The organism is Geodermatophilus sp. CPCC 205506 (assembly GCF_051383635.1).
Classification (GTDB): domain Bacteria; phylum Actinomycetota; class Actinomycetes; order Mycobacteriales; family Geodermatophilaceae; genus Geodermatophilus.
On the sequence record NZ_JALPKP010000039.1, the window covers coordinates 1 to 25,581 of the forward strand.

The window sequence follows — 25,581 nt, forward strand, 5'->3', positions numbered from 1 at the left end:
TCGAGAAGGCGGCCCAGGCCGCCAAGGTCGGCTGCCCGGTCAGCAAGGCCCTGGCCGCCGTCGTCGGTGCGGCTCAGGCGCCGCGGCGCAGCCGCTCCTCGCCGCTCTCGGTGCGCAGCGCGATCTCGCGGATGAACACGATCGCCACCACGGCGACCACCGCGACGACGGCGGAGATGGCGAAGATCCGCCCGGTCGCGTCGCCGTAGGACACCTCGATGAGGGTCCGGATCGCCGGCGGCGCCTCGGCGAGGTCGGCCAGGCCGACCTCGCCGGGGCCCTGGGCGGCCTGCGCCGCTCCCGGGACCCCGGCCAGCCCCTGGCCGATCAGGTCGCCGACCCGCGCGCTGAGCACCGCGCCGAGCACGGAGACGCCGATCGTGCCGCCCAGGCTGCGGAAGAACGCGACGGCGGAACTGGCGGCGCCCAGGTCGCGGGCCGCGACGGTGTTCTGCACCGCGAGCACGAGGTTCTGCATCGTCATGCCGATGCCCACGCCCAGCACGAACAGGAAGACCCCCAGCACGACCATGTCCGTCTCGTGGTCGACGGTGGCCAGCAACCCGAACCCGGCGACGACGAGCAGCGAGCCCGCGACGAGGAAGCGCTTCCACCGGCCGGAGCGGGTGATGAGCAGGCCCGAGACGGTCGAGGAGAGCAGCAGCCCCGCGACCATCGGGATGGTCAGCAGGCCGGCCGCCGTCGGCGAGTAGCCGCGGGAGATCTGCAGGTACTGGCCGAGGAAGACCGACGAGCCGAACATGGCCACGCCGATCGCCATGCTGGCCAGGATCGCCAGCGTCGTCGTCCGGTCCCGGAACAGCCGCAGCGGCACGATCGGCTCCTTCGCCCGGAGCTCGGTGACGACGAAGGCCACGATCGCCAGCACCCCACCGCTGAGGAACAGCGCCGTCTCCGCCGACCACCAGGGGAACGTGCCGCCGGCCAGGGTGACCCAGATGAGCAGCGCGGAGACCCCGGCGGTCAGGAAGGTCGCGCCGAGGTAGTCGATCGAGACGGCGCGCCGGGTCACCGGCAGGTGCAGGGTGCGCTGCAGCAGGACCAGCGCCACGACGCCGAACGGGACGCCCAGGTAGAACACCGACCGCCAGCCCAGCCAGCTGGTGTCGACCAGCACCCCGCCGATGAGCGGCCCGCCGACCGTCGCGACCGCCATGACCGCCCCGATGAGGCCGGAGTACCGGCCCCGCTCGCGCGGGCTGATCATCGCCGCCATCGCGATCTGCACGAGTGCCTGGACGCCGCCCAGGCCGAGGCCCTGCAGCACCCGCCAGGAGATGAGGGTCTCCACCGACTGGGCCAGGCCGGCCAGCACCGAGCCGACGATGAAGATCACGATCGAGATCTGGATCAGCAGCTTCTTGCTGAACAGGTCGGCGAGCTTGCCCCAGATCGGCGTGGACGCCGTGGAGGCCAGCAGGGTCGCGGTGACCACCCAGGTGTACTGACCCTGGGTGCCGCGGAGGTCGGTGATGATCGTCGGCAGGGCGTTGGAGACGACGGTCGAGGACAGGAACGCCACGAACATCGCCAGCAACATCCCGGACAGCGCCGACAGGATCTGGCGGTGGGTCATCGCACCCTGCTGCTCGGCGGGCGCGACGTCGGCGGCGGGGGCGGTGGCGGCCGACGTGCGGTCGTCGAGGGTGCTGGTCACGGATCTCCTGGGCGGTGCGGTGATGGGGTCGAGCGACGCGACGAGGGGCCGGTCACGATGCGGCGCCGGCGAGGGTGAGGTCGGCGAGCGAGCGGTCGAGGTCCGCGGCCAGGCGCTCGAGCAGCTCGCCGAGCTGCCGCGCGTCGTCCTCGTCCCAGCCGGCCAGGGCCGTGGTGGCCCACTCCGAGCGCAGTGCCCGGGTCGCGGCGAGCGCGGCCGTGCCGGCGTCGGTGAGGTGCACGAGGCTCGCCCGCCCGTCGTGCGGGTCGGGACGGCGCTCGACGTAGCCGGAGCGCTCGAGGGCGGCCAGCTGGCGGCTGGCGACGGAGACGTCCACGCCGACGCGGGTCGCCAACGCGCCGCAGCGCTGCTCCCCGTCCTGCTCGAGGGGCAGCAGCAGGGCCCACCCGTAGGAGGGCAGGTCGCCGGAGATGGCGCCGGCGGCGCGGACGCTGAGCTGCCGCCCGGTGCGGACGACCTGGGCGACGCCGGCGGTCAGCCGGTCGCGGGTCTCGGGAGTGATGGGCACGGGGGTTCCTCGCCACGGGGTTACTTGCAGACCGCAACCATACAGTCAGTTGGTTGCGGTCTACAACATTTGTGACGGAGGTGACCCCGGCGGGTCAGCGGCCTGCGGTCCGGCCGGTCAGCCCCCCGGCCGGAGCTCCCGCGCGAGGTCGTCCCGCGCCTCACCCAGGCGGTTCAGCCGCGAGAGCAGCTCGGCGAGGGTGGCGACGTCGTCGGCCGGCCAGTCGGCGAGGTCGGACTCCCAGCGGGCCCGCCGCGCCTCGCGGATGGCGGCCAGCCGGGAGGCGCCCTCCTGGGACGTGCGCAGCACCTGGGCGCGGCCGTCGGCCGGATCGGCCTCCCGGGTGACCATCCCCAGCTCGACCAGGGAGGCCACCTGCCGGCTCACCGTGCTCTTGTCCAGGCCCAGCCGGGCGACCAGGTCGCTGGCCCGCAGGGGCCCGCTGTCCTCGAGCAGAGCCAGCAGCCCGTACGCCGCGCCGTCGAGGTCGGGGTGCAGCTCGCGGGACAGCCGGGCGGAGATGGCGCGGGACCGGCGCAGCAGCAACCCGATCTCCCGCTCCACCTGGACGAACGCGTCGTGCAGAGCGCTCCCGCTCACCGCGCTTCCCTCGGACGCCAGACGACCAGCGCCGACGTCGAGGGCCGCATCGGCACGAGGTCGCCGCCGTAGCCGGCCTGGACGGCGGACTCGGCGGCGATCCGCCGGGTCTCGGCGATCTCCAGCTCGGCCAGCAGCTCCCGCACCCGCAGCTGGAGCGCCTCGACCTGCGACTCGAGGTCGATGATCCGTTTGATGCCCGCGAGGTTGACGCCGTCCTCCTGGGACAGCCGCTGGACCTCGCGCAGCAGCGCGACGTCGCGCGGGCTGTACCGCCGGCCACCGCCGGCCGTGCGACCCGGCCGCACCAGGCCCAGCCGGTCGTACTGGCGCAGGGTCTGCGCGTGCATCCCGGCGAGCTCGGCGGCGACCGAGATGACGAAGACCGGGGCGTCCTCGGCGACGGCGCGGCCGGCGTCCTGCCGCGCCCGGCCACCCTCGGCGGGGGCGCTCACCGCGCTCCCCCGCCCTGGACGGCGGCGGTGATCCGGGGCCGCGGGTCGCCGAGCTCGGCGTCGAGCACCTTGACCGCCTCCTGGGCGGCCGGGCTGAGCTTCTTGGGCACGGCCACCTCGACGGTGACCAGGAGGTCCCCCGCCCGGCCCTTGCCCGGCACGCCCCTCCCCCGGACGCGCAGCGTCTGGCCGCTCGCCGTGCCGGGGGGCACCTTGAGCGTGACGTTGCCGTCGAGGGTGGGCACCGTCAGCGTCGCGCCCAGGCTGGCCTCGGCGAACGTGATCGGCACGGTCAGCGTCAGGTCGTTGCCCTTGCGGCCGAACAGCTCGTGGTCGGCGACGTGCACGACGACGAACAGGTCGCCGGCCGGGCCCCCGCGCCGGCCCGGTGCCCCCTTGCCGGCCAGCCGGATGCGCTGGCCGTCCTTGACGCCGGCCGGGATCCGCACCGTGATGGTGCGGGTCTGGGTGGTCACGCCGTTGCCCGCGCAGGTCGGGCAGGGGTCGTCGACCACCTGGCCGGTGCCGCGGCAGTTGCGGCACGGCTCGGAGAAGGCGAACGCGCCCTGGCTGCGGCTGGTGACGCCGGCCCCCTGGCAGACCGGGCAGGTGTGCGGCGAGGTGCCCGGCCGCGCCCCGCTGCCGGAGCAGGTGGGGCAGGTGCCGGGGCTCTGCATCCGCAGCGGCACGGTGACGCCGAGGACGGCCTCGTCGAAGGAGAGGGTCGCCTCGGTCTCGACGTCCTGGCCGCGGGCCGGTCCGGACGCCGCCTGGCTGCGGGCCCGCGCCGAGCCGCCGGTGCCGGCCCCGCCGCCGAAGAGCCCGCCGAACAGGTCGCCGAGCCCGCCGGTGCCCCCACTCCGCGGAGCACCACCGGCGGCGCCGAACAGGTCGCCGAGGTCGAACGGCTGCCCGCCGCCGGCACCGCCGGGGAACCCTCCGGGGAAGCCCGCGCGGGCTCCCGCGCCGCCGGCCCCGAACAGCCGGCGGGCCTCGTCGTACTCGGCCCGCCGCTTGGTGTCGGAGAGGACGTCGTAGGCCTCCGACACGTCCTTGAACTTGGCCTCCGCCTGCGTGTTGCCCGGGTTCTTGTCCGGGTGCAGGTCACGGGCGAGCTTGCGGTAGGCCTTCTTGATCTCCGCGGCGTCGGCGCTCTGGGGGACGCCCAGCGCGGCGTAGTAGTCCTTCTCGATGAAGTCCCGGGTGCTCATCGGGCGCCCTCCTCCCGTCTCAGTCGGACGCCGCCGCCGGGCCCTCGCCCGGCTGCGCCGCGGCGGGGTCGCCGGCCCCGTCCGCCGGCACCGGCGCCGGCGCCGGGGTCTCCGGGTCGGTCACCGCGACCATCGCCGTCCGCAGCACCCGGTCGCCGCGGCGGAAGCCCTGCCGCAGCACCGTCGTGGCCGTCGGGACGTCGACCTCGGCCGAGGTGTCGTGGATGACGGCCTCGTGCAGCGACGGGTCGAAGGGGTCGCCCGCCGTCCCGAACGCCGCCACGCCCAAGCCCTCGAGCAGGCCGAGGACCCGGTCGGCGACCAGCTTGAACGCGCCGGTCAGGTCGCCGTGGTCACGGGCCCGCTCGATGTCGTCGACGATCGGGAACAGCTGCGCGGCGAACCGCTCGGCGGCCTGGTCGACCACCAGCTGCCGGTCCCGGTCCACCCGGCGGCGGTAGTTGGCGTACTCGGCGGTGACCCGCTGGAGGTCGTCCGTCCGCTCCGCCAGCTGGCGGCTCAGGTCGTCGTCCGCCGCCGGCTGCCCGGCGACGGTCTCGTGCTCGCTCATCTGCTCCCCTTGCGCTGCCCAGCTCGGCGCTGGACCCGGCGCGGTCCGGTCGGGCACGTCTGCGCCCGTGCGGGCGCCGGCCGGCTGCTCGCCGGCCGGCACCCGCACGGTGCCGCTGATCGGGTCGATGCGCCGCTTGTCGCGGATGACGACCCGCGGCTCCTCTTCCCTGGCTGTCATCGGCGGTCGTTGTCCTCGTCGACGATCTCGGCGTCGACGACGTCGTCCTCCGTCGTCGTCGTACCCGACGCACCGGCGTCACCGGGGGTTCCCGCGCCGGCACCGGGGCCGGCCTGGGCGCCGGCCGCGCTCGCCTCGGCCTGCTGGGCGTAGAGCGCCCCGCCGACCTCCTGGGAGACGCGGGCGACCTTCTCCTGGGCGGCCTTGATCGCGGCGATGTCGGACCCGCCGAGGGCCGAGCGCAGCTCGGTGAGCGCCTCGCCGAGCTCCTCCTTCTTCTCGGCCGGGATCTTGTCGCCGTTCTCGGCCAGGAACTTCTCGGTCTGGTACTGCAGCGACTCGGCGAGGTTGCGGGTCTCGGCCTCCTCGCGGCGGCGCTTGTCCTCCTCGGCGTGCGCCTCGGCGTCCTTCATCATCCGCTCGATGTCGTCCTTCGGGAGGGCCGAGCCGCCGGTGATGGTCATCGACTGCTCCTTGCCCGTGCCGAGGTCCTTGGCGTGGACGTGGACGATGCCGTTGGCGTCGATGTCGAAGGCCACCTCGATCTGCGGGACACCACGCGGCGCCGGGGGCAGACCGGTCAGCTCGAACATGCCGAGCTTCTTGTTGTAGGCGGCCATCTCGCGCTCGCCCTGGAAGACCTGGATCTGCACGGACGGCTGGTTGTCGTCGGCCGTCGTGAAGATCTCGCTGCGCTTGGTCGGGATCGTGGTGTTGCGCTCGATGAGCTTGGTCATGATCCCGCCCTTGGTCTCGATGCCCAGGGACAGCGGGGTGACGTCGAGCAGCAGGACGTCCTTGACCTCGCCGCGGAGGACGCCGGCCTGCAGCGCGGCGCCGACGGCGACGACCTCGTCGGGGTTGACGCCCTTGTTGGGCTCCTTGCCGCCGGTGAGCTCCTTCACCAGGTCGCTCACGGCCGGCATGCGGGTGGACCCACCGACGAGGACGACGTGGTCGATCTGGCCCACGGAGATGCCGGCGTCCCGGATGGCCTGGTTGAACGGCGCGCGGGCGCGGTCGAGCAGGTCCTGGGTCAGCCGCTGGAACTCGGCGCGGGTGATGGTGACGTCGAGGTGCAGCGGGCCCTCGGCGCCGGCGGTGATGTAGGGCAGGTTGACGTTGGTCGACTGCGCACCGGACAGCTCGATCTTGGCCTTCTCCGCGGCCTCGCGGAGGCGCTGCATGGCCAGCTTGTCCTTGGACAGGTCGATGCCGTTGGACGCGTTGAACGTCCGGACCAGGTGGTCCATGACCTTCTGGTCCCAGTCGTCGCCGCCGAGGTGGTTGTCACCGGCGGTGGCCTTCACCTCGATGACGCCCTCGCCGATCTCGAGCAGGGAGACGTCGAACGTGCCGCCGCCGAGGTCGAAGACGAGGATCGTCTGCTCGGTCTCGCCCTTGTCCAGGCCGTAGGCCAGCGCGGCCGCGGTCGGCTCGTTGACGATCCGCAGGACGTTGAGGCCGGCGATCTCACCGGCTTCCTTGGTGGCCTGGCGCTGCGCGTCCTCGAAGTAGGCCGGGACGGTGATGACCGCGTCGGTCACCGGCTCGCCCAGGTAGGTCTCGGCGTCCCGCTTGAGCTTCTGCAGGACGCGGGCGCTGATCTCCTGCGGGGTGTACCGCTTGCCGTCGATCTCCGGCGACTTCCAGTCGGTGCCCATCTCGCGCTTGACGCTGCGGATGGTGCGGTCGACGTTGGTGACCGCCTGGTTCTTCGCCGACTGGCCGACCAGGACCTCGCCGTTCTTCGCGAACGCGACGACCGACGGGGTGGTGCGCGAACCCTCGGAGTTGGCGATGACCGTCGGCTCGCCGCCCTCCAGGACGGTGACGACGGAGTTGGTGGTGCCGAGGTCGATACCGACCGCTCGAGCCATGGAGATGGCCTCTCTTCCGTGTGTACCGGGGTGGTTCTGTTGTCTGCAGGAGCTGAGTGCCCATCTTGCGCGGGGTCCACTCAACTTTCCTGCCCACCCTAACGGCACCCCGAGCGAAACTGTTCCCGGGGGCCTGTGCGGCCAGCCCTCGTGGCCGTCCTCACCCCGCGGTCGCCGTCCACGCGCCGCACGGCGTGGACGGCGACGGCGAGGTGAGGACGGCGATCCCCAGTCACCGACCCCGTCCACAGATCCGCCCGGGAGCCCTCCCGTCCACCTGGGACAACGGCACGGTCACCGGCGTGCACCCTCTCCTCCGCGCCGTCGCCGAGCGTCAGCACGGCCTGTTCACCGCGACCGACGCCCGTCGTGCCGGGTACGGCGAGCCCGAGATCCGCCACCTCTGCTCGTCGGGCCGATGGGTGCGCGTCCGTCGCGGCGTCTACGTCCCGGCCGACGTCCTCGCGGTCCACGAGGAGGACGGCGGGCGGCACCTCGTGGACGCGGTGGCCGTGCTCCTGAGCATCGACCGCCCGACTGCCGCCCTGAGCCACGGGACGGCTGTCCGCCTCCGCGGGCTGCCGGTGCCGCGGGACCTGGACGCGACCGTCCGCCTCACCGACCCGCTCCAGTGGCGGCGCGGGCCCGGCTACCTCATGACGGCCGCCCGCTCGCCGCCGCCGATGTCACGACGACCGGACCGCTCCGCGTGACGTCGACGTCGCGCTCACTGGTGGACTCCGCACGCGAGTGGCCACTGGCGGACGCGGTGGTGGCGGCCGACGCCGCCCTCCTCGCCGGACGGACGACGAACGCCGAGCTGCAGCGGGTGCTCGACACGGTCCGGCACTGGCCCGGCGCAGCACGCGCCGTGCGGGCGATCGGGCTGGCCGACGGGCGCGCCGAGTCGCCGCTGGAGACCCGGGGCCGGCTGCGCATCGTCGGCGCCGGGTTCCCGTCTCCGGAGCTGCAGGTGGAGATCCGCGTCGCCGGCCGGCTCGTCGCGGTGGTGGACGCCTGGTTCGACGAGGCAGCCGTGGCCGTCGAGTTCGACGGCCGGGTGAAGTACAGCGACCCCTGGCGCGGCCGCACGCCGGAGCGCGTCCTCCGGGAGGAGAAGCGGCGCGAGGACGAGCTGCGGGCGCTCGACGTCCGGGTCGTCCGCATCGCCGACGCCGACCTGGACGCCGGCTGGCCACCCGTGGAGGCGCGTCTGCGGGCGCTGCTCGCGGCACCGGGCCCCGCGGTGCGGTCCTTCTCGGCCACACCGCGGGCCCGCGGTGTGCGCCGTGCCGGATGACCCGTGATCGCCGCCCTCACCTCCCGGGCGCCGCCCTCGCGCTGCACCGCGCCGACGGCGACGGTGCGGTGAGGACGGCAGGCCATGCAGGGGTTACCGGTGAGTAGCCTGTCGGCACGGCGGCTATCGTGCGGACGGTGGTGAGCGCCGTCCGCCCTGCCGGCGTCGGCGGATCAACGGACGCCGCACCGGTGTCCGGGAGGGAAGTCGATGGGCCCCTTGCAGATCGTCCTCGGGACGATCGCGGTGCTGTTCCTCGTCGTGGCGGTCGTGTTCGCCTACCGGGCGGTCCGCGCGATGATCCGGATCATCCGGACCGGGCAGCCGGACGCCACACGGTCCGGCCCCCTCGGCCCGCGGCTCAAGACGTTGGTCACCGAGTCGCTCGGGCACACCCGGATGCTCAAGTGGTCGTCGATCGGCGTGGCCCACTGGTTCGTCTTCGTCGGCTTCTACGGCCTGTTCCTCACCCTGGTCGAGGCCTTCGGTGAGGTCTGGAACCCGGCGTTCCACCTGCCGATCATCGGCGAGTGGAGCCTGTGGAACCTGTTCGCCGACATCATCGGCACCGGCACGATCCTCGGCATCCTGTACCTGATCTACCGGCGCCAGAAGGACCACCCGCGCCGGCAGGGCCGGTCCAGCCGGTTCGCCGGGTCCAACGAGGGCCGCGGCTACTTCGTCGAGGCCGTCGTCCTCGTCGTCGGCGTCTGCATCCTGCTGATCCGGGCGCTGAAGGTCTCCTCCGACCTGACCGAGGCGCCGGCCTGGTCGCACCCGGTCTCCGGCGCCCTGGCGACCGTGCTGCCCGACAGCCCGGACCTGCTGTCGGTCGTCGCCTTCGTCAAGATCGTCGTCTCGCTGATCTGGCTGGTCGTGGTCTCCCGGCTGCTCAACATGGGCGTGGCCTGGCACCGGTTCAGCGCGTTCTTCAACATCTACTTCAAGCGGGAGGACGACGGCGGCGTCGCCCTCGGCCCGCTGCAGCCGATGACCTCCGGCGGCAAGCCGATCGACTTCGAGGACCCCGACGAGGAAGCGATCTTCGGTCGCGGCAAGATCGAGGACTTCACCTGGAAGGGGATGCTCGACTTCACCACCTGCACCGAGTGCGGGCGGTGCCAGAGCCAGTGCCCGGCCTGGAACACCGGCAAGCCGTTGTCGCCGAAGATGCTGATCATGGACCTGCGGGACCACCTGTACGCCAAGGCCCCGTACCTGCTCGGTGAGAAGACCGCCGGCGAGACGGCGCCGGACTACGACGTCCTCAAGCCGAGCGACGAGCAGGTCTGGGCGTCGGGCTACGCCCGCATCGAGGGCACCAACGAGGCCCAGGCGCACCGGCCGCTGGTCGGCACCCTCGAGGAGGGCGGGGTCATCGACCCCGACGTCCTGTGGAGCTGCACGAACTGCGGCGCCTGCGTGGAGCAGTGCCCGGTCGACATCGAGCACGTCGACCACATCGACGACATGCGCCGCTACCAGGTGCTCATCGAGTCCAACTTCCCCTCCGAGGCCGGCGTGATGCTGCGCAACCTGGAGAACCGCGGCAACCCGTGGGGCGTCCAGGCCAGCACCCGCGACGACTGGATGAAGGAGCTGGACTTCGAGGTCCGGCAGGCCGAGAGCCCGCTGCCCTACGAGGTCGAGTACCTGTTCTGGGTCGGCTGCGCCGGCGCCATCGACGACCGCGCCAAGAAGGTCACCAAGGCCGTCGCCGAGCTGCTGCACACCGCCGGCGTCGAGTTCGCCGTCCTCGGTTCCGGGGAGACCTGCTCCGGGGACCCGGCCCGGCGCATGGGCAACGAGTTCGTCTTCCAGATGCTCGCCCAGGAGAACGTCGAGACGCTGAACGGCGTCTTCGAGGGCCGGGTGCCGGGGATGCGCAAGATCGTCGCCACCTGCCCCCACTGCTTCAACTCCCTGGGCCGGGAGTACCCGCAGGTCGGCGGCCACTACGAGGTCGTGCACCACACCCAGCTGCTCGGCCAGCTGGTGGCCGAGGGCCGGCTGACGCCGGTCACCCCGGTCGACCGCAAGGTCACCTACCACGACCCGTGCTTCCTCGGCCGGCACAACAAGGTCTACACGCCGCCCCGGGAGATCCTCGACTCCGTCCGGGGCCTGTCCACCCAGGAGATGCACCGCTGCAAGGACCGCGGCTTCTGCTGCGGCGCCGGCGGTGCCCGCATGTGGATGGAGGAGAAGATCGGCAAGCGGATCAACATGGAGCGCACCGAGGAGGCCCTCGAGCTCGACCCCGACGTCATCTCCACCGCGTGCCCGTTCTGCATCACGATGCTCAGCGACGCGCTGACCACCAAGAAGCAGAACGGCGAGGCGGGCGAGCACGTGGAGGTGCTCGACGTCAGCCAGATCCTGCTGCGCTCCCTGGCCCCGGTCGGCACGCCCGGCACCGGGTCCGGCCCCGACGTGGGCCGGGCGGGCGACGACGTGGCCGGAACCGGCTCGGCGGCGACGGAGCACGGCGCCCAGAACTGAGGAGCACCCCCGCCGGGCCCCGGGTCGTTGCCCGGGGAAACGACCCGGTGGCCGCCGGCCGGGACAGCGGGGGGACCATCGACGGGTGACCCGCACCGCCCCTTCCCTCCCCGCAGCCGCCGCCTCCGGGTCGGACCGCCGCCGGGGACTGCGGTTGATCGCGGTGGCCATCGTGCTCACCGGCTTCAACCTGCGGACGGCGGTCAACAGCGTCGGCCCCGTCCTCGAGGAGCTGGAGCAGGGGCTGTCGATCTCCAGCGGGCTGGCCGGGGTGGTCACCACCATGCCGGTGCTGTGCTTCGCGCTCATCGGCTTCGCCGGCCCGCCGCTGGCCGCGCGGTACCGCGACGGCCACGTGCTCGCCGGCGCGCTGCTGGCCATGGCGGCGGGCACGGTCCTGCGCGTGGTGACCGACGCCTTCTGGCTGTTCCTGGTGGGCACCGTGCTGGCGATGGTCGGCGGGGCGCTCGGCAACGTGCTGCTGCCGAGCCTGGTCAAGCGCTACTTCCCCGAGCGCACCGGGCTGCTCATCGGCGCGTACAGCGTCTCGATGGCCGTCGGCGGGGCGATCGCGTCGGTCAGCGCCGCACCGATCGCCGCCGCGACCGGCGCCGACGGCTGGCGCTGGGCGCTGGGGGTGTGGGCGGTGTTCGCCGCGGTCACCGCCCTGCCCTGGCTCTCCGTGCCGGCCCGCCCGGGGGCCTCGCGGGAGGCGCACCGGCGGGTGCGGATGCGCTCGCTCCTCCGCAGCCGGATGGCGCTGGCGCTCGCGCTGTTCTTCGCGATGCAGTCGATGCAGGCCTACGTCCTCATCGGGTGGACGGCGCAGTACCTGCGGGACGAGGGCCTCAGCGCGGCGACCGCCGGCCTGCTGCTCGGCATCAACACGATCGTCGTCATCCCGCTCAACGCGATCGTCCCGACGCTCACCGTCCGCCCGCACCTGCAGCGGCCGCTGCTGGCCGGCTTCTGCGTCAGCTACGTCGCCGGCTGGGTGGGGCTCATGGTCGCGCCGCGCAGCGTGCCGTGGCTGTGGATGGGCCTGCTCGCGCTCGGCATGGGCACCTTCGCCATGGTGCTGACCCTCATCGGGCTGCGGGCCCGCACGCCGGAGACCACCGCGGCGCTGTCCACCACCACGCAGGGCTGGGGGTACCTGCTGGCCGGGGCGGGGCCGCTGCTCGTCGGCGTCCTGCGCGGCAGCACCGGCAGCTACACCGGCATGTTCGTCGTCGTCCTCGCCGGCGTGGCCGTGCTGGCGGTCACCGGCTGGTTCGTGACCCGCGAGCGGTACGTCGACGACGAGGTGCCCGGCTGGGGGTCGGACGCCCACCACGGCGACGTCATCGAGGTGGCCGGCACGGAGCCGCCGGTCACCGTGCACGTCACCGAGCCGGGCGGCGGGTCTCCGCGCGGGTGAAGTTGCGGAACGACCGGGACGGCGTCGGGCCGCGCTGGTCCTGGTAGCGCGAGCCGTACACCGCCGACCCGTACGGGTGCTCGGCCGGCGTGGTCAGCCGGAACAGGCACAGCTGCCCGATCTTCATCCCCGGCCACAGGGTGATCGGCAGGTTCGCCACGTTGGACAGCTCCAGCGTGATGTGGCCGGAGAAGCCCGGGTCGACGAAGCCGGCCGTCGAGTGGGTGAGCAGGCCCAGCCGGCCCAGGGAGCTCTTGCCCTCCAGCCGCGCGGCCAGGTCGTCGGGGACCGTGACCACCTCCAGCGTGGACCCCAGCACGAACTCCCCCGGGTGCAGCACGAACGGCTCGTCACCGGCGGGCTCGACCAGGGTGGTCAGGTCGTCCTGCTGGAGCGCCGGGTCGATGTGGGTGTACCGCGCGTTGTTGAAGACCCGGAAGTAGCGGTCCAGCCGGACGTCGATGCTCGAGGGCTGCACCAGTCCCTTGTCGTAGGGCTCGATCCCGAGCCGTCCCTCGGCGATCGCAGCCGTGATGTCGCGGTCGGACAGCAGCATGCGCGGGAGTCTAGGGACCGCCCTCCGCTCACCACTCCGGGCGAACCCGCGCCCGGGCCGGTCGACCCGGACGCGGGCGGGAACGGTGGCCGCGCCGGTCCTGCCGACCGGCTGTGCGGTGACCTCCCGGGCACCGTGGGGTCTGACGGTGCGGGCCTGCCGCCGGGGTAGCCTCCCCTCCGGCGTCCGGCCCCGGCCGGACCAGTGGCCGGGCGTGCGACGCGAGCCGCCCCGGCCACCGGCCCAGGATCGGATCGGGGAGGGAAGCCAAGGACGTGAGCGGAGGACCCGACGTACCCTCGGCCCCCGGGGACGGAGAGCTCTTCCGCGACGGCGGCGAGAACGGCCGGCTGATGGCCGCCTTCGACTGGTCGGCCACGCCGCTCGGCCCGGTGTCGGGCTGGCCGGCGAGCCTGCGGCACGTGGTGCGCACCGTCCTCGCCTCCCGCTTCCCGATGATCCTCGCCTGGGGCCCGGGCTACACCCAGATCTACAACGACGCCTACGCCACCCTCATCGGCGCCAAGCACCCCGCCGCGATCGGCGACGACCTGCGGGTCACCCTCGCCGAGGGCTGGGCCGCGCTGCAGGGACCGGTCGAGCACGCGATGGCGGCCCGCGAGCCGTCCTGGATCCCCCAGCTGCTGCTCCTGCTCGAACGGGCCGGCTACCGCGAGGAGACCTACTTCACCGTCTCCCACGCCCCCGCCTTCGGCGACGACGGCCAGGTCGCCGGCATGCACGCGGTGTGCACCGAGGTGACCCGGCAGGTGCTGGCCGAGCGCCGCCAGCGGCTGCTGCACGACGTCGCGTCGTCGGCCGGGCTGCTCGGGGACGACGTCGCCGCCGTCCGGGAGATGACCGGCGCCCTGGCCGGGGACCCGCTCGACGTGCCGTTCGCGGCGGTCTACCTGAGCCGACCCGGCGAGACCGGGCTGCACCGGGCGGCGGTGACCGGGTGCGACGCCGGGCTGCTGCCCGCCGTGGCCGCCGGGCCCGGCGACCTGCTGCCCGCCGAGGTGGCGCGGCTGCGGCTGACCGGCGGCCCGTGGGGCGACCCGGTCACCGCGGCCGTCGCGCTCCCGTTGAACGGTGGCGCCGGCGCGGAGCCGGTGGGGGCGCTGGTCGTCGGCGTCAACCCCAACCGGGCGCTCGACGAGGAGTACCGCTCCTTCCACGAGCTCCTGGCCGGCCAGTTCGCCGGCGCGGTGGTCAACGCGCGGGCCTACGCCGCCGAGCGGTCGCGCGCCGAGTCGCTGGCCGAGCTCGACCGGGCCAAGACCGCGTTCTTCGCCGACGTCAGCCACGAGCTGCGCACGCCGCTGACCCTGCTGCTCGCCCCGATCGGCGACGCGCTGGCCGACGGCGACGCCGCGCTGCCGGACACGGTCCGCGAGCCGCTCACCCTGGCCCTCCGCAACGGGCAGCGGCTGCAGCGGCTGGTCAACGACCTGCTGGAGTTCGTGAGCATCGAGGCCGGCCGCACCGCCGCCGTCCGGGTGGAGACCGACCTCGCCGCCTACACCGCGGAGCTGGCCGGCGTGCTGCGCGCGGCCGCCGAGCGGGCCGGTCTGCGGCTCACCGTCGACTGCCCGCCGCTGCCGCGCCCGGCCTACGTGGACCCGCGGATGTGGGAGAAGATCGTCCTCAACCTGGTCGCCAACGCGGTGAAGTACACCTTCGTCGGCGGCATCGACGTCACCCTGCGGGCGGACGGCGACCGGCTGGTGCTGCGGGTGTCGGACACCGGGGTCGGCATCCCGGCCGCGGAGCTGCCGCACCTGTTCGAGCGCTTCCACCGGGTCGCCGGGTCCGCCGCCCGCAGCCGCGAGGGCACCGGACTCGGGCTGGCGCTGGTCCGCGAGCTGGCCGGCCTGCACGGCGGCACGGTCGAGGCGGCCGGCGCGCCCGGCGTCGGCAGCTCCTTCACCGTCGCGGTGCCGTTCGGGGCCCCCGACGCCGAGGCCGACGGCCCGGCCACGCCGACCACCGGCAGCGCGACCGTGGCCCCGTGGGACGACGACCTCGGCTGGCCGGCGCCGCCCGGTGCCCCCGGGGCGACCGTGCTGGTGGTCGACGACAACGCCGACATGCGCGCGTACCTGACGCGCGTGCTGTCGCGGCACTGGACGGTGCGGACCGCTGCCGACGGCGAGCAGGCGCTGGCCGGCATCCACGCCGCGCGGCCCGACGTCGTCCTGACCGACGTGATGATGCCGGGCCTGGACGGCTTCGGCCTGCTCCGCGCGCTGCGGTCTGACCCCGCGACCCGCAGCGTGCCCGTGGTCATGCTCACCGCGCGGGCCGGCCAGGAGGCCGCCGTCGAGGGGTTCGACGCGGGCGTGGACGACTACCTGCCCAAGCCGTTCGAGTCCGCCGAGCTGGTCGCGCGGCTGCGGACGGTCCTGGACCGCGCTGCCGGCCGCCCGACGAGCGGCGCGCCCCCGGCCGTCCCGGCTCTCCGTCCGGCGATCCTGCGGCCCGAGCCGGCGGGCGGCCCGCCGCGGTCCCGCCGTCCGCTGGCCTCCGACCCCGAGACCTCCCCCGAGGCGACGCCGGTGAGCGGCCGCTGGCGCTTCCCGTCGACCACCGCCTCCGTCCCGGCGCTGCGCCGGCGGCTGCGGGCGCTGTTCGCCGAGGCGCGGCTCGGCGAGGACCTCGCCTACGACCTGGTGCTGGCCACCTGCGAGGCGGCCACGAACGCCGTCGAGCACGCTCAGGACCCGGCCGAGCCGTACATCGACGTCGCCGCCGAGGTCGTCGGCGGGCGGGTGGAGATCGCCGTCCGCGACTACGGCCGGTGGCGGGAGCGGGTGCCGAGCATGGACCGCGGCCGTGGCTCGATGCTGATGAGCGCGGTCGGCGAGATCACCGCCACCCCGAGCCCGGCCGGCACGACGGTGGTCATCCGCACGGCCTGAGGCGAGCGGGGGGCCTGCTCACGCCCTCCGGGGCTCTCCGGTAAGCTCGGCACGTCCCCGCGGGTGTAGTTCAATGGTAGAACATCAGCTTCCCAAGCTGACAGTGCGAGTTCGATTCTCGTCACCCGCTCTCCTCGCCTCTCCGGGCGGCCGCGCCTCGTCCAGGAGGTCCCGGTTCCCGTCTCCCTCCCGCCGGCCACGGCGCTCGTCCCGCGGCTGCGCGCCGCCGGCTGCGTCTTCGCCGAGGAGGAGGCCGCCGTCCTGCTGGCCGACGCCGCCGACGCCGGCCACCTCGAGGCCCTGCTCGCGCGCCGGGTGGCGGGCGAACCCCTGGAGACGGTGCTCGGCTGGGCGGCGTTCTCCGGGCTGCGCGTGGGCGTGGAACCCGGCGTCTTCGTGCCCCGCCGCCGCACCGAGTTCCTCGTCGAACGGGCCGTCGGCCTGCTGCGCGGCACGGACCGGCCGGTCGTGGTGGACCTGTGCTGCGGCTCCGGGGCCGTGGGGCTGGCGATCGCCTCCACGCGCGGCGGCGTCGAGCTGCACGCCGCCGACATCGACCCGGTGGCGGTGCGCTGCGCCCGGCGCAACCTCGCGCCCGTCGGTGCCCGCGTGCACCGCGGCGACCTCTACGCCGCGCTGCCCGGGCACCTGGCCGGCCGGGTGGACCTGCTCGCGGTCAACGCCCCGTACGTGCCGACGGCGGCGATCGCGGGCATGCCCCCGGAGGCGCGCGACCACGAGCCCCGGTCCGCCCTGGACGGCGGAGCCGACGGCGTCGACCTGCACCGCCGGGTCGCGGCCGAGGCGCGGCGGTGGCTCGGTCCCGGCGGCACCCTCCTCGTGGAGACCAGCGCCGCGCAGGCCCCGCTGACCGCGGCCGCCGTCGAGGCCGGCGGACTGTCCGCGGAGGTCGCCCGGGACGACGACCGGGACGCGACCGTCGTCGTCGGCGTATCCCGCGGCCAACTGTGTGTGGCCGGTCACACAGCGGAGTGACACGCACAGCGCGCCTTCCGGAACGGTCCCGTAACCCCTGAACCGGCGGCCGGTCAGGCCCTTGGTCCCTGCCGTCCCCCCGCGCCGGCGGCCACGATCCCTGCCAGACCGACGCGCGCCGGCTCAACGGAGAGCCGGTGACACGGCGGCGGCCACCACGGCCGTCCGGCAGTCGGACGACGGCGCATCAGCGCACTGGGGGCGACATGCCGGAGGACAGGGTGCCCGAGACGGCGCAGCCGCTCGCCGCGGAGGCCGAGGGCGCGGAGGAGGCCAGGCCGCGCGTGGAGCCGATGCGGCTGAGCCCGCTGCTCCCCCGCCGGCAGAGCCCCTGGCTGATCGTCGACGTCGACGGCTCACCGCACGGCCACGGCGCGCTGGTGTGGGCCCTGCGCGAGGCCGCCCGCCGCGAGGCCACCGTGATCGCGGTCAGCGTCCTCGACGGGGACGACGAGGACCCGCTGAGCGGGCTGACCCGCCCGTCGCGCCCGGCCGTGGCCGCCGCCCTGGAGCGGCTGGAGGCCCAGGTCCTGCGGGCCATCGCCGAGACCGGCGTGGTCGGGCGCACCCGCACCACCGTCCTGGAACGACCGGTCTTCGACGCCCTGACCAGCGCCGCCCGGGGAGCCGACCTGGTCGTGGTGGGCGAGCACGGCAAGACCCTGCTGCGGCCCGCCGTCCCCCGGCTGCCCGCCCGTCGCCTGGCCCGAGGCGCCTGACGGAGGCCGGTACGCCCATCCCGACGACTGCCGCCCCCTCGACGGCCGGGCCGTGACCCCGCCCGGTCCTCTCCCGCGTGACGCCTCTCCGGCCGCGGTGCCCCTGCTGGCCGCCGGCGTGCAGGCGGCGGCGCACAGCGACCACCTCGAGGCGACGCTGGAGGGCGTCGTCCGCGTGGCCGTCGAGCAGGTCGACGCCACCTTCGGCGCCCTGGGCGTGCTCGATCGCGACGGCACGGCGATCGAGCGGTTCGTGGTGGTCGGGATGGACGCCTCCGACCGTGACCGCATCGGCCGGCTGCCCACCGGGGCAGGCGTGCTCGGCGTGCTGACCCACACGCCGTTGCCGCTGCGCCTGGAAGACCTGCGGGAGCACCCGCAGTACCTCGGTTTCCCCGACGGGCACCCGCCGATGGACAGCTTCCTCGGCGTGCCGGTGCGCGTCGGAGGCCGGGTGTTCGCCAACCTCTACCTGACCGCCCGGCGCACGGGGGGACCGTTCACCGCGGCGGACGAGAAGGCCGCCCAGGCGCTGGCCACGGCGGCCGGCCTGGCGATCGAGAGCGCCCAGCTGTACGAGCGGGCCGAGCACCGGCGGGCCTGGGCCCAGGCGGGCAGCGACATCGCCACCGCGCTGCTGTCCGGCGCCGACCCCGACACCGTGCTGCGGTCCATCGCCCAGCGGGTCGCCGCGCTGGCCGCCGCCGACACCGCGGGCGTCCTGGTGCCCAGCCCCGGAGCCGACGACGCCCTCACGGTCGTCGCGGCCGTCGGCCTGGACGACGAGGACGTCGAGGGGGTGCGGGTGCCCCTGGCCGACAGCCAGCTCGGCGCGGCGCACCGGTCCGGGGTCCCCCGGCTGATCGACGACGCGAGCTCGACGGCCCCCGGCGGCGGGCGCGACCCGGTGCTCAGCGAGCTGGCCCGGGACTACGGGCCGACGCTGATGATCCCGCTCGGTGGCCGGCCGGCGCTGGGCACCGTGGTGGCGATGCGGCTGCGCGGCCGGGAGCCCTTCCAGCCGGCGACCCTCGAGCTGGCCTCGGTCTTCGCCGCCCAGGCCGCCGTCGCACTCGAGCTGGCCCGCACCCAGCAGCGGGAGCGCCGGCTGCAGGTGGAGGCCGACCGCGACCGGATCGCCCGCGACCTGCACGACCACGTCGTCCAGCGGATCTTCGCCACCGGCCTGGCGCTGGACCGGATCAGCCGGTCGCTCACGGAGAGCCATCCGGAGGCGGCCGCGCGGCTCGCCGAACGGGTCGACGAGCTCGACGGCACGATCGCCCGCATCCGCTCGGCCATCTTCGAGCTGCACGAGGCCGACGACGCCTCGCCGGACGCCGTCCGCACGCGGATCGTCGACGTCGTCCGGTCCATCACCGGCGGGCACGGCCTCCGGCCCGACGTCCGGCTGCGCGGCGGCTTCGAGGACCTGCCCGCCGTGCTGATCCCCGACGTGGTGGCCGTCGTGCGGGAGCTCGTGACCAACGTCGTCCGGCACGCCCGGGCGAGCCGCGTCACCGTGACGCTCACCGTGGACAGCGAGGTGCGCGTGGTGGTGACCGACAACGGGGTCGGGCTGCCGGCGGTCACCGTGCGCAGCGGGCTGACGAACCTGGCCGACCGCGCCGAGCGGCACGGCGGCCGGCTGACCACCTCCGCAGGTCCGGCGGGGACCCAGGTGCGCTGGTCGGTGCCGATGCCCGCGCCGGACGCCTGAGCGGGGTCAGCCCGACGGGTCGAGCCGGTCCCGCAGCTCCGTGGCGAGGATCGCCGCCTGGGTGCGCCGCTCGAGGCCGAGCTTGGCGAGCAGGTGGCTGGTGTAGTTCTTCACCGTCTTCTCGGCCAGGCCCATGCGCTCGCCGATCTGCCGGTTGGTCAGCCCCTCGCCGATCAGCGTGAGCACCGTGCGCTCCTGCTCGGTCAGCACCGACAGCCGGCGGTCCCGCTCGGCCGGCCGCCGGCGCGACGGGGTCGGCGCGGGCATCCCGACGTCGGCGCCGAACAGCGTCCCCCCGTCGGCCACCGTCCGCACCGCCGAGACGAGGGCGGACCCGCGGACCTGCTTGAGGAGGTACCCCGAGGCGCCGGCCTCGACCGCCGCGGCGACGGCGTCGTCGTCGGGGTAGCTGCTCAGCACGAGGAAGCGCAGCTCGGGGTGCTGGTTCCGCAGCGTGCGGCAGACCTCCGCGCCGTCGCCGTCGGGCAGGCGCATGTCGACGACCGTGACGTCGGGCAGGACCGCGGGCACGCGGGCCAGCGCCTCGGCGACCGACCCCGCCTCCCCGACCACGGTGATGTCGGCGTCCTCCTCGAGCAGCTCCGCCACCCCGCGCCGGACCACCTCGTGGTCGTCCACGAGGAAGACACGAACCCCGGCGCCCGGTTCCACCGCGCCCCCTCCGGAGAGTGATCCAGCTCACAGAGCGTACTGGGCGGTCCGCGTTTCCTCGATCAGGGGTCGAGCAGCAGCGCCGCGTAGAGCGTCAATCCCGGCCCGAAGGCCATCGCCACGACCGGCCCGTCGACGTCGGCGAGCTGCTCGAGCACCAGGAGCACCGTCGCCGAGGAGCAGTTGCCGTGCTCGGCCAGCACGTGCCGGGACGCGGCCAGCTGGGACTCGGCCAGCCCGAGCTCGTCCCGGACGACGTCGAGGATGCGCGGGCCACCCGGGTGCACCGCCCACCCCGCGACGTCCTGGGGACGCAGGCCCGCGCCGGTGAGCAGCTCGTCGACGACGTCCCCCACGTGCCGGGAGAGCACGTCGGGAACCCGCGGGGACAGGCCCATGCGGAAGCCGAGGTCGGTGACGTCCCAGGTCATGTGGTCGGCGGTGGAGGGGTCGGTGCGGGCGACCACCGCGGCCAGCCGGCGGCCCCGGGCCGCACCCGGCTCCAGGACGACGGCGGCCGCGGCGTCGGAGAACAGCGCGTGCGCGACGACCTGCTCCAGGTCGGCCTGCGCCGGCTGCACGTGCAGGCTGGTCAGCTCGCAGCAGAGCAGGACGGCGGGGCGCGAGCGGGCCGTGACGTAGTCGCCGACCGCGGCCAGGCCCGGGATCGCCGCGTAGCAGCCCATGTGACCCACGTGCAGCCGCTGCAGCCCGGGCGGCATGCCGAGGTCGCTGGCCAGCCGGATGTCCAGCCCCGGCGTGGCGTACCCGGTGCAGGTGGCCACGGCGAACAGGCCGACGTCCCCCGGCGCCAGGCCGGCGGAGTCCAGCGCCCCCGCGACGGCCTGCTTGCCCAGCGGCAGCGCCTCCTGGATGTAGCGCTGCATGCGGGCGCCGGTGCCCCAGGCGCTGAGGTCCTCGTCCATCGGGTTGGCCACCGCGTGCCGGCGGCGCACCCCGGCCGAGGCGAAGATCCGGCGGGCCGCGCGCACGCCGGCGTAGTGCTCGGCGAAGAAGCCGTCCCAGACCGCGTCCTGCTCGATGGTCGTCGGCAGCGCGGCGCCCGCGCCGGTCACGACCGCGGTGCTCACCAGTGCCGCTCCGCGGCGCACGGGCTCGGCGTCATGGCCCCGACGGTACGTGCGACCTGGGCCTTCCGCCGCCTCACCGCTTGCGCCCGTACCCGGCGAAGACGACCGCGGTCGAGCGGATCGGCTTCATCCGGACCGTCCGGCGGCGGCCGAGTCGCCAGGCGATCGCCTCGCGCACCGAGGGTCGCAGCCCCACCAGCCGGAGGTCCAGGCCCACCGAGTCCGCGGCGGCCAGCAGGGCACGCCGGTCCACGAACAGCGCGGGGTCGTGCAGACCCGGCGGGGGGCCGCCGGGCAGCCGCTCGGCGACGGTCACCATGAGGAAGCGCCCGATCCGGGTCGCCGCCAGCGCGTCGACGACGAGCGTGCCGCCCGGGCGCAGCAGCCGGGCGCACTCGGCCAGCACGGCGGCGTCGTCCGCGACGTGCTCGAGGATCTCCCCGGCGACGACGACGTCCGCGCACCCGTCGGCCAGCGGGACGGCGGTCACCGAGCCCTGCACGGCCAGGACACCGTGTCCGCGGGCCACCGCCACGCAGCTGTGCGTGAGGTCGACGCCCACGTGCACGTAGCCCAGGCGGGCCGCGTGCGGGGCCATCAGGCCACCGCCGCAGGCGAGGTCGACCAGGACCGCGCCGGGTGCCGCCGGCGGGATGTGGTCGGCGCGGGAGGCGGCCAGCCAGTGCAGCGCGGCGAGCCCGCCCGCGTCCTCCCACCACTGGTCGGCGAGCAGGTCGTACTGGGCCGGGTCGTTGCGGCGCAGGCCGGTCATGGCAGCCGGTCCTACCAGGTGTCGGGCCCGGGCGGCTGCGGTACCGCAGCGCCGTGGCGCGGAGACGGACGGACGTGGACGGGACCGCGGTGGCCCGGGGACAGACGCCCGAGGAGGTGCTGGACCGCAACCTCGCCGAGCTGCTCCAGGAGATGCGGGTGGTGATCACCGGCGTCCAGGTGCTGTTCGCGTTCCTGCTGACGATGGCGTTCACCGCCCGCTTCGAGGAGCTGGGGACGTTCGGGACGACGGTCTACACGGTCACCCTGCTCAGCACCGCGAGCGCGACCCTGCTGCTGATCGCCCCGGTCTCCTTCCACCGCACGCTGTTCCGTCAGCAACGCAAGGCCGAGCTGGTCGCCTTCGCCGACGCCACCCTGCTGATCGGCCTCGCCCTGCTGTTCCTCGGCATCGCCAGCGCCGTCCTGCTCGTGCTCGACGTCGTCCTCGGCCGCGGCCCGGCGATCGCGGGGTGCGCCTTCGTCGTGCTGCTCGGCACGGTCGCCTGGTACCTGTTCCCCCTCCGGCACTGGCGCAGGCACGAGGGCTGAGGCGGTCTGGTACAGCTGACCCGTGTCCGTCACCGTCGTCGGCAGCCTCAACGAGGACGTGCTCGTCCGTGTCGACCGGCTGCCCGGTCGCGGGGAGACCGTGATCGGCCGGGACACCGCGCTCGCCCCCGGGGGCAAGGGCGCGAACCAGGCCGCGGCGGCCGGGCGCCTGGGCGGGACGGTGGCCATGGTGGGCCGGGTGGGCACCGACCCCGCCGGGGAGCGCCAGCTCGCCGCGCTGGCCGACGCCAGCGTCGACGTCGGCCACGTGCGGCGCACGCCGGACGCGCCCACGGGCAGCGCCACCATCCCGGTCGAGGACGGCAGCGGCGAGAACCTGATCGTCGTGGTGCCGGGGGCCAACGGGGCGCTCGAGCCCGGGGACGTCGACGTCCCGCCGGTCCGCGAGGCCCGGGTGGTGCTGCTCCAGCTGGAGGTCCCGCTGGCCACCGTGCAGGCCGCGGCCGAGGTCGCCCGCGGCACCGTCGTCCTCACCCCAGCACCGCCCCGGCCGCTGCCCGCGGCGCTGCTGGCGCGGGTGGACGTGCTGGTGCCGAACGAGCACGAGCTGGTCCAGCTGGCCGGCGCGGCACCGGCCGACCGCTCGCCGGAGGAGCTCGCCGCGCTGGCCCGGACCCTGCGGGCCGCCACGGTCGTGGTCACGCTCGGCGCCCGAGGCGCGCTGCTCGTGGCCGCCGACGGCCCGGCGCTGCTGCAGCCGCCACCCCCGGTCGAGCCGGTGGACACCACCGGTGCCGGCGACTGCTTCTGCGGCGCGCTCGCGGTCGCGCTGGCCTCCGGCGCCGCACCGGACGAGGCGGTCGCCGCCGCAGTCACGGCCGCGGCGCTGTCGACCACCGGGCCCGGCGCCCGCGGCGCGCTGCCGGACGCCGACGCGGTGGCGCGGTCGCGCGCCCGGCTGCCCGCGGCCGCCGAGCTGCGGGGTTGAGCCACCGGTCCGCCGGGCACAGGCCGGGCGAGGCCCCCGACCGAGGAGGACGACGATGACCGACCCGGACCGACCGCCGCGCAGCGCCGAGCGCGCCGAGGGGGACCCGCCCGACGAGGAGCCGGGCGACGGCCGCACGCCGCACTCCGGGGATCCCGCCGAGGGCCAGGACCTCCCCGACGAGGGCGCCGGCGCCTCCTGAGCCGCTGGCGGGTGGGGTGGCGGGTGCGGCAGGCTCGGCAACCGTGCTGCTCGACGCCGCCCTGCCGGCCGACCTCGACGACGTCCCGGCGATCGCGCGCGACCTGGAGGAGCGCGGGTACGCCGGCGTCTGGACCTCCGAGACCGCGCACGACCCCTTCCTGCCGCTGCTCCTCGCCGGCCGGGCCACCACCCGGCTCCAGGTGGGGACGGCGATCGCGGTGGCCTTCGCCCGCTCGCCGATGACCGTGGCGACCACCGCCCACGACCTGCAGCGCCACACGCACGGCCGGTTCGTGCTCGGCCTGGGCTCGCAGGTGCGCGCGCACGTGGAGCGGCGGTTCTCCATGCCCTGGAGCGCGCCGGTGCCGCGGATGCGGGAGTACGTCGCCGCGCTGCGGGCCATCTGGGCGGCCTGGCAGCAGGGCACCCGGCTGCGCTTCCAGGGCGAGCACTACCGGCACACCCTGATGACGCCGGTGTTCACCCCCCGGCCGCACGAGTGGGGCGGCCCGCCGGTGCACCTGGCGGCGGTCGGGCCGGCGATGACCCGGCTGGCCGGTGAGGTGGCCGACGGGCTGCTCGCCCACTCGTTCACCACCGCCCGCTACCTGCGCGAGCGCACCCTGCCGGCCCTGGCCGAGGGGCTCGCGGCCGCCGGCCGCACCCGCGACGCGGTGACCGTGAGCCTGCCGGGCTTCGTCGTCACCGGCGCGACCGAGCCCGAGCGCGCCGAGTCCGCCGCCGCGACCCGCGCGACGATCGCCTTCTACGGCAGCACGCCCGCCTACCGCCCGGTCCTCGAGCTGCACGGCTGGGGCGCGCTCGCCGACGAGCTGCACGCCCTGTCGGTCGGCCGCCGCGAGGACCGGTGGGACGCGATGCGCGACCTGGTCGACGACGACGTCCTGGGGGCGTTCGCCGTCGTCGCCGACCCCGCGGACGTCGGACGCGAGGTCAGGGCGCGGTTCGAGGGGCTGGTCGACCGCTTCAGCGTGTACGCCGCGGCGCCGTCCCGGCTGGACCTGTGGGAGCCCCTGGCCGCCGCGCTGCGGTGATCGGCGGACTCCGCGATGCACGCAGAGTGACTGATCTCTCAGCGTTTCGGCTTCAACTCACCGCATCGGGTCTGTTTCCGACACGCCCGTTCGGGGGACGCTGAGTGGCATGGAGGACACGCACAGCGAACCCCGAGTAACTGACGGAACGCCCACCGGGCAGCAGGCCGACGAGTCGCAGGCTCGACAGGCCTCCGCCGTCCAGCTGGGCCGGATGCTGGCCAACCCCCGCCGGGTGCGCCGGGCCTGAACCCCGCGGGGATCGGTGGTCGCCGGACGAGCACGCATCGTCACACGGGTCCCACCGATCCCCGGGGTCCCGGCCTGCTCGGGAACCCCTCGTCACTCACTGCAACCATCCGTCGGGGGGACCCGGCGTGCCGCGAACTGATCCGTCACGCGCTGGGGCAGCATCCGGTCCGTGACCGCAGCCGCCCTCCCTCTCGCCGCCGACGACGCCGTGGCTCCTCTCCGCCGGAGCCGGGCCGAGCGGCAGACCATCGTCCTGGACACCGCCGAGCGGCTGTTCGCCACGCGCAGCTCCCGCAGCGTCGGCATGGACGAGCTGGTCCGCGAGACCGGCCTGGGCAAGATGACCGTCTACCGGCTCTTCAAGAGCAAGGACGACCTGGTCGGCGCCTACCTCGCCCGCAAGGCCGCGACCGTCCTCGCCTTCGTCGACGCCGAGCTGGTCCGCCTGGAGGGCGACGCCCGCGCCGCGCTCCTCGCGGTCGTCGACGCCGTCGAGCGCGACGTGACCCGCGCCGGCTTCCGCGGCTGCCCGTTCACCAACGTCAGCAGCGAGTACGACGACCCGCAGCACCCGGCCCGCAGCGCCGCCGCCGACTACAAGTTCGAGCTGCACGCGCGGCTGGAGCGCCTGGCCGACCAGCTCGTGCCGGGTGCCGGCGAGGACCTCGCCGCCCAGATCCACCTGATCATCGACGGCATGTACCTCTCCGGCGGGCTGCTCGGGCCCGACGGCCCGGCCGCGCACGGCCGCGAGCTCGCCGAGCGGCTGGTCGACGCCGCGGTCGCCGGTCGCTGAC

General features: G+C 74.9%; 25 protein-coding genes and 1 tRNA gene. 15 read left to right on the plus strand and 11 right to left on the minus strand.

Going from position 1 to position 25,581, the window contains the following annotated elements:
- Nucleotides 1–73: 73 nt before the first annotated feature.
- The 7 genes from MY520_RS20085 to dnaK all read right to left on the minus strand — a co-directional run bounded on the left by MY520_RS20085 (nt 74) and on the right by dnaK (nt 7,104).
- Complete coding sequence (locus tag MY520_RS20085) at nt 74–1,678, minus strand: MDR family MFS transporter (RefSeq protein WP_436694341.1); 1,605 nt, start codon at nt 1,676–1,678, stop codon at nt 74–76.
- Nucleotides 1,679–1,730: 52 nt separating this feature from the next.
- Complete coding sequence (locus MY520_RS20090; protein ID WP_436694342.1) at nt 1,731–2,207, minus strand: MarR family winged helix-turn-helix transcriptional regulator; 477 nt, start codon at nt 2,205–2,207, stop codon at nt 1,731–1,733.
- Between the two features lie 117 nt (nt 2,208–2,324).
- Nucleotides 2,325–2,807 carry a MarR family winged helix-turn-helix transcriptional regulator gene (locus MY520_RS20095; RefSeq protein WP_436694343.1) on the minus strand — a complete coding sequence of 161 codons (483 nt, stop codon included), beginning with the start codon at nt 2,805–2,807 and terminating at the stop codon, nt 2,325–2,327.
- Nucleotides 2,804–3,262 carry a heat shock protein transcriptional repressor HspR gene (locus MY520_RS20100; protein WP_436694344.1) on the minus strand — a complete coding sequence of 153 codons (459 nt, stop codon included), beginning with the start codon at nt 3,260–3,262 and terminating at the stop codon, nt 2,804–2,806. Before MY520_RS20100 ends, MY520_RS20095 begins: the two co-directional genes overlap by 4 nt.
- Nucleotides 3,259–4,473: a molecular chaperone DnaJ gene (gene dnaJ / locus MY520_RS20105; protein WP_436694345.1), complete on the minus strand. Its 1,215-nt coding sequence runs from the start codon at nt 4,471–4,473 to the stop codon at nt 3,259–3,261. Before dnaJ ends, MY520_RS20100 begins: the two co-directional genes overlap by 4 nt.
- A gap of 19 nt (nt 4,474–4,492) precedes the next feature.
- The gene (gene grpE / locus MY520_RS20110) at nt 4,493–5,224 is read right to left on the minus strand and encodes a nucleotide exchange factor GrpE (protein WP_436694346.1); all 732 of its coding nucleotides are present in this window, start codon (nt 5,222–5,224) and stop codon (nt 4,493–4,495) included.
- A complete protein-coding gene (dnaK, locus tag MY520_RS20115; RefSeq protein ID WP_436694347.1) occupies nt 5,221–7,104 on the minus strand; it encodes a molecular chaperone DnaK in 1,884 nt (627 codons plus the stop codon). The genes grpE and dnaK overlap by 4 nt, the downstream gene beginning before the upstream one ends.
- Nucleotides 7,105–7,406: 302 nt before the next feature.
- On the opposite strand from dnaK, the gene MY520_RS20120 reads away from it, so the two are divergent.
- The 4 genes from MY520_RS20120 (at nt 7,407) to MY520_RS20135 (ending at nt 12,326) form a co-directional block, all read left to right on the plus strand.
- On the plus strand, nt 7,407–7,817 hold the full coding sequence (locus tag MY520_RS20120; protein ID WP_436694348.1) for a type IV toxin-antitoxin system AbiEi family antitoxin domain-containing protein: 411 nt from the start codon (nt 7,407–7,409) through the stop codon (nt 7,815–7,817).
- 20 nt (nt 7,818–7,837) lie between these two features.
- A complete protein-coding gene (locus MY520_RS20125) occupies nt 7,838–8,404 on the plus strand; it encodes a hypothetical protein (protein WP_436694349.1) in 567 nt (188 codons plus the stop codon).
- A 210-nt stretch (nt 8,405–8,614) separates the two neighbouring features.
- Nucleotides 8,615–10,906: a heterodisulfide reductase-related iron-sulfur binding cluster gene (locus MY520_RS20130; RefSeq protein ID WP_436694350.1), complete on the plus strand. Its 2,292-nt coding sequence runs from the start codon at nt 8,615–8,617 to the stop codon at nt 10,904–10,906.
- An 85-nt stretch (nt 10,907–10,991) separates the two neighbouring features.
- Complete coding sequence (locus MY520_RS20135; protein ID WP_436694351.1) at nt 10,992–12,326, plus strand: CynX/NimT family MFS transporter; 1,335 nt, start codon at nt 10,992–10,994, stop codon at nt 12,324–12,326.
- On the opposite strand, the gene dcd is transcribed toward MY520_RS20135, so the two are convergent.
- Complete coding sequence (gene dcd, locus MY520_RS20140; RefSeq protein ID WP_436694352.1) at nt 12,292–12,882, minus strand: dCTP deaminase; 591 nt, start codon at nt 12,880–12,882, stop codon at nt 12,292–12,294. The genes MY520_RS20135 and dcd overlap by 35 nt on opposite strands.
- A gap of 275 nt (nt 12,883–13,157) precedes the next feature.
- Here dcd and MY520_RS20145 point away from each other — a divergent pair, with 275 nt between their 5' ends.
- From MY520_RS20145 to MY520_RS20165, 5 genes are all read left to right on the plus strand, one after another.
- Nucleotides 13,158–15,803, plus strand: a complete 2,646-nt coding sequence (locus tag MY520_RS20145) for an ATP-binding protein (protein WP_436694353.1) — start codon at nt 13,158–13,160, stop codon at nt 15,801–15,803.
- A gap of 59 nt (nt 15,804–15,862) precedes the next feature.
- Nucleotides 15,863–15,933, plus strand: a tRNA-Gly gene (locus tag MY520_RS20150).
- A gap of 86 nt (nt 15,934–16,019) precedes the next feature.
- Complete coding sequence (locus MY520_RS20155; protein ID WP_436694396.1) at nt 16,020–16,799, plus strand: putative protein N(5)-glutamine methyltransferase; 780 nt, start codon at nt 16,020–16,022, stop codon at nt 16,797–16,799.
- 221 nt (nt 16,800–17,020) lie between these two features.
- Nucleotides 17,021–17,518, plus strand: a complete 498-nt coding sequence (locus MY520_RS20160) for a universal stress protein (RefSeq protein WP_436694354.1) — start codon at nt 17,021–17,023, stop codon at nt 17,516–17,518.
- Between the two features lie 97 nt (nt 17,519–17,615).
- Nucleotides 17,616–19,238, plus strand: a complete 1,623-nt coding sequence (locus MY520_RS20165; RefSeq protein WP_436694355.1) for a GAF domain-containing protein — start codon at nt 17,616–17,618, stop codon at nt 19,236–19,238.
- Between the two features lie 6 nt (nt 19,239–19,244).
- On the opposite strand, the gene MY520_RS20170 is transcribed toward MY520_RS20165, so the two are convergent.
- The 3 genes from MY520_RS20170 to MY520_RS20180 all read right to left on the minus strand — a co-directional run bounded on the left by MY520_RS20170 (nt 19,245) and on the right by MY520_RS20180 (nt 21,773).
- A complete protein-coding gene (locus MY520_RS20170; protein ID WP_436694356.1) occupies nt 19,245–19,877 on the minus strand; it encodes a response regulator transcription factor in 633 nt (210 codons plus the stop codon).
- Nucleotides 19,878–19,972: 95 nt separating this feature from the next.
- Complete coding sequence (locus MY520_RS20175; protein ID WP_436694357.1) at nt 19,973–21,001, minus strand: type III polyketide synthase; 1,029 nt, start codon at nt 20,999–21,001, stop codon at nt 19,973–19,975.
- Between the two features lie 73 nt (nt 21,002–21,074).
- Nucleotides 21,075–21,773, minus strand: a complete 699-nt coding sequence (locus MY520_RS20180) for a methyltransferase domain-containing protein (RefSeq protein ID WP_436694358.1) — start codon at nt 21,771–21,773, stop codon at nt 21,075–21,077.
- Nucleotides 21,774–21,847: 74 nt separating this feature from the next.
- Here MY520_RS20180 and MY520_RS20185 point away from each other — a divergent pair, with 74 nt between their 5' ends.
- The 6 genes from MY520_RS20185 (at nt 21,848) to MY520_RS20210 (ending at nt 25,580) form a co-directional block, all read left to right on the plus strand.
- Nucleotides 21,848–22,324, plus strand: a complete 477-nt coding sequence (locus MY520_RS20185; protein WP_436694359.1) for a DUF6328 family protein — start codon at nt 21,848–21,850, stop codon at nt 22,322–22,324.
- Nucleotides 22,325–22,346: 22 nt separating this feature from the next.
- On the plus strand, nt 22,347–23,273 hold the full coding sequence (locus MY520_RS20190; RefSeq protein WP_436694360.1) for a ribokinase: 927 nt from the start codon (nt 22,347–22,349) through the stop codon (nt 23,271–23,273).
- Between the two features lie 55 nt (nt 23,274–23,328).
- The gene (locus MY520_RS20195) at nt 23,329–23,475 is read left to right on the plus strand and encodes a hypothetical protein (protein ID WP_436694361.1); all 147 of its coding nucleotides are present in this window, start codon (nt 23,329–23,331) and stop codon (nt 23,473–23,475) included.
- A gap of 43 nt (nt 23,476–23,518) precedes the next feature.
- Entirely contained in the window at nt 23,519–24,532 is a 1,014-nt protein-coding gene (locus MY520_RS20200; RefSeq protein ID WP_436694362.1) for a TIGR03617 family F420-dependent LLM class oxidoreductase, read from the plus strand.
- Between the two features lie 109 nt (nt 24,533–24,641).
- Entirely contained in the window at nt 24,642–24,782 is a 141-nt protein-coding gene (locus MY520_RS20205; RefSeq protein WP_436694363.1) for a hypothetical protein, read from the plus strand.
- 171 nt (nt 24,783–24,953) lie between these two features.
- The gene (locus MY520_RS20210; protein WP_436694364.1) at nt 24,954–25,580 is read left to right on the plus strand and encodes a TetR/AcrR family transcriptional regulator; all 627 of its coding nucleotides are present in this window, start codon (nt 24,954–24,956) and stop codon (nt 25,578–25,580) included.
- Nucleotide 25,581 lies beyond the last annotated feature (1 nt).

Excerpts from the sequence above, each read along its gene's own strand:
- dnaJ (WP_436694345.1), bottom strand. The coding sequence starts at position 4,473 with ATGAGCACCCGGGACTTCATCGAGAAGGACTACTACGCCGCGCTGGGC.
- grpE (WP_436694346.1), bottom strand. The coding sequence starts at position 5,224 with ATGACAGCCAGGGAAGAGGAGCCGCGGGTCGTCATCCGCGACAAGCGG.
- dnaK (WP_436694347.1), bottom strand. The coding sequence starts at position 7,104 with ATGGCTCGAGCGGTCGGTATCGACCTCGGCACCACCAACTCCGTCGTC.
- MY520_RS20130 (WP_436694350.1), top strand. The coding sequence starts at position 8,615 with ATGGGCCCCTTGCAGATCGTCCTCGGGACGATCGCGGTGCTGTTCCTC.
- dcd (WP_436694352.1), bottom strand. The coding sequence starts at position 12,882 with ATGCTGCTGTCCGACCGCGACATCACGGCTGCGATCGCCGAGGGACGG.
- MY520_RS20180 (WP_436694358.1), bottom strand. The coding sequence starts at position 21,773 with ATGACCGGCCTGCGCCGCAACGACCCGGCCCAGTACGACCTGCTCGCC.
- MY520_RS20195 (WP_436694361.1), top strand. The coding sequence starts at position 23,329 with ATGACCGACCCGGACCGACCGCCGCGCAGCGCCGAGCGCGCCGAGGGG.
- MY520_RS20205 (WP_436694363.1), top strand. The coding sequence starts at position 24,642 with ATGGAGGACACGCACAGCGAACCCCGAGTAACTGACGGAACGCCCACC.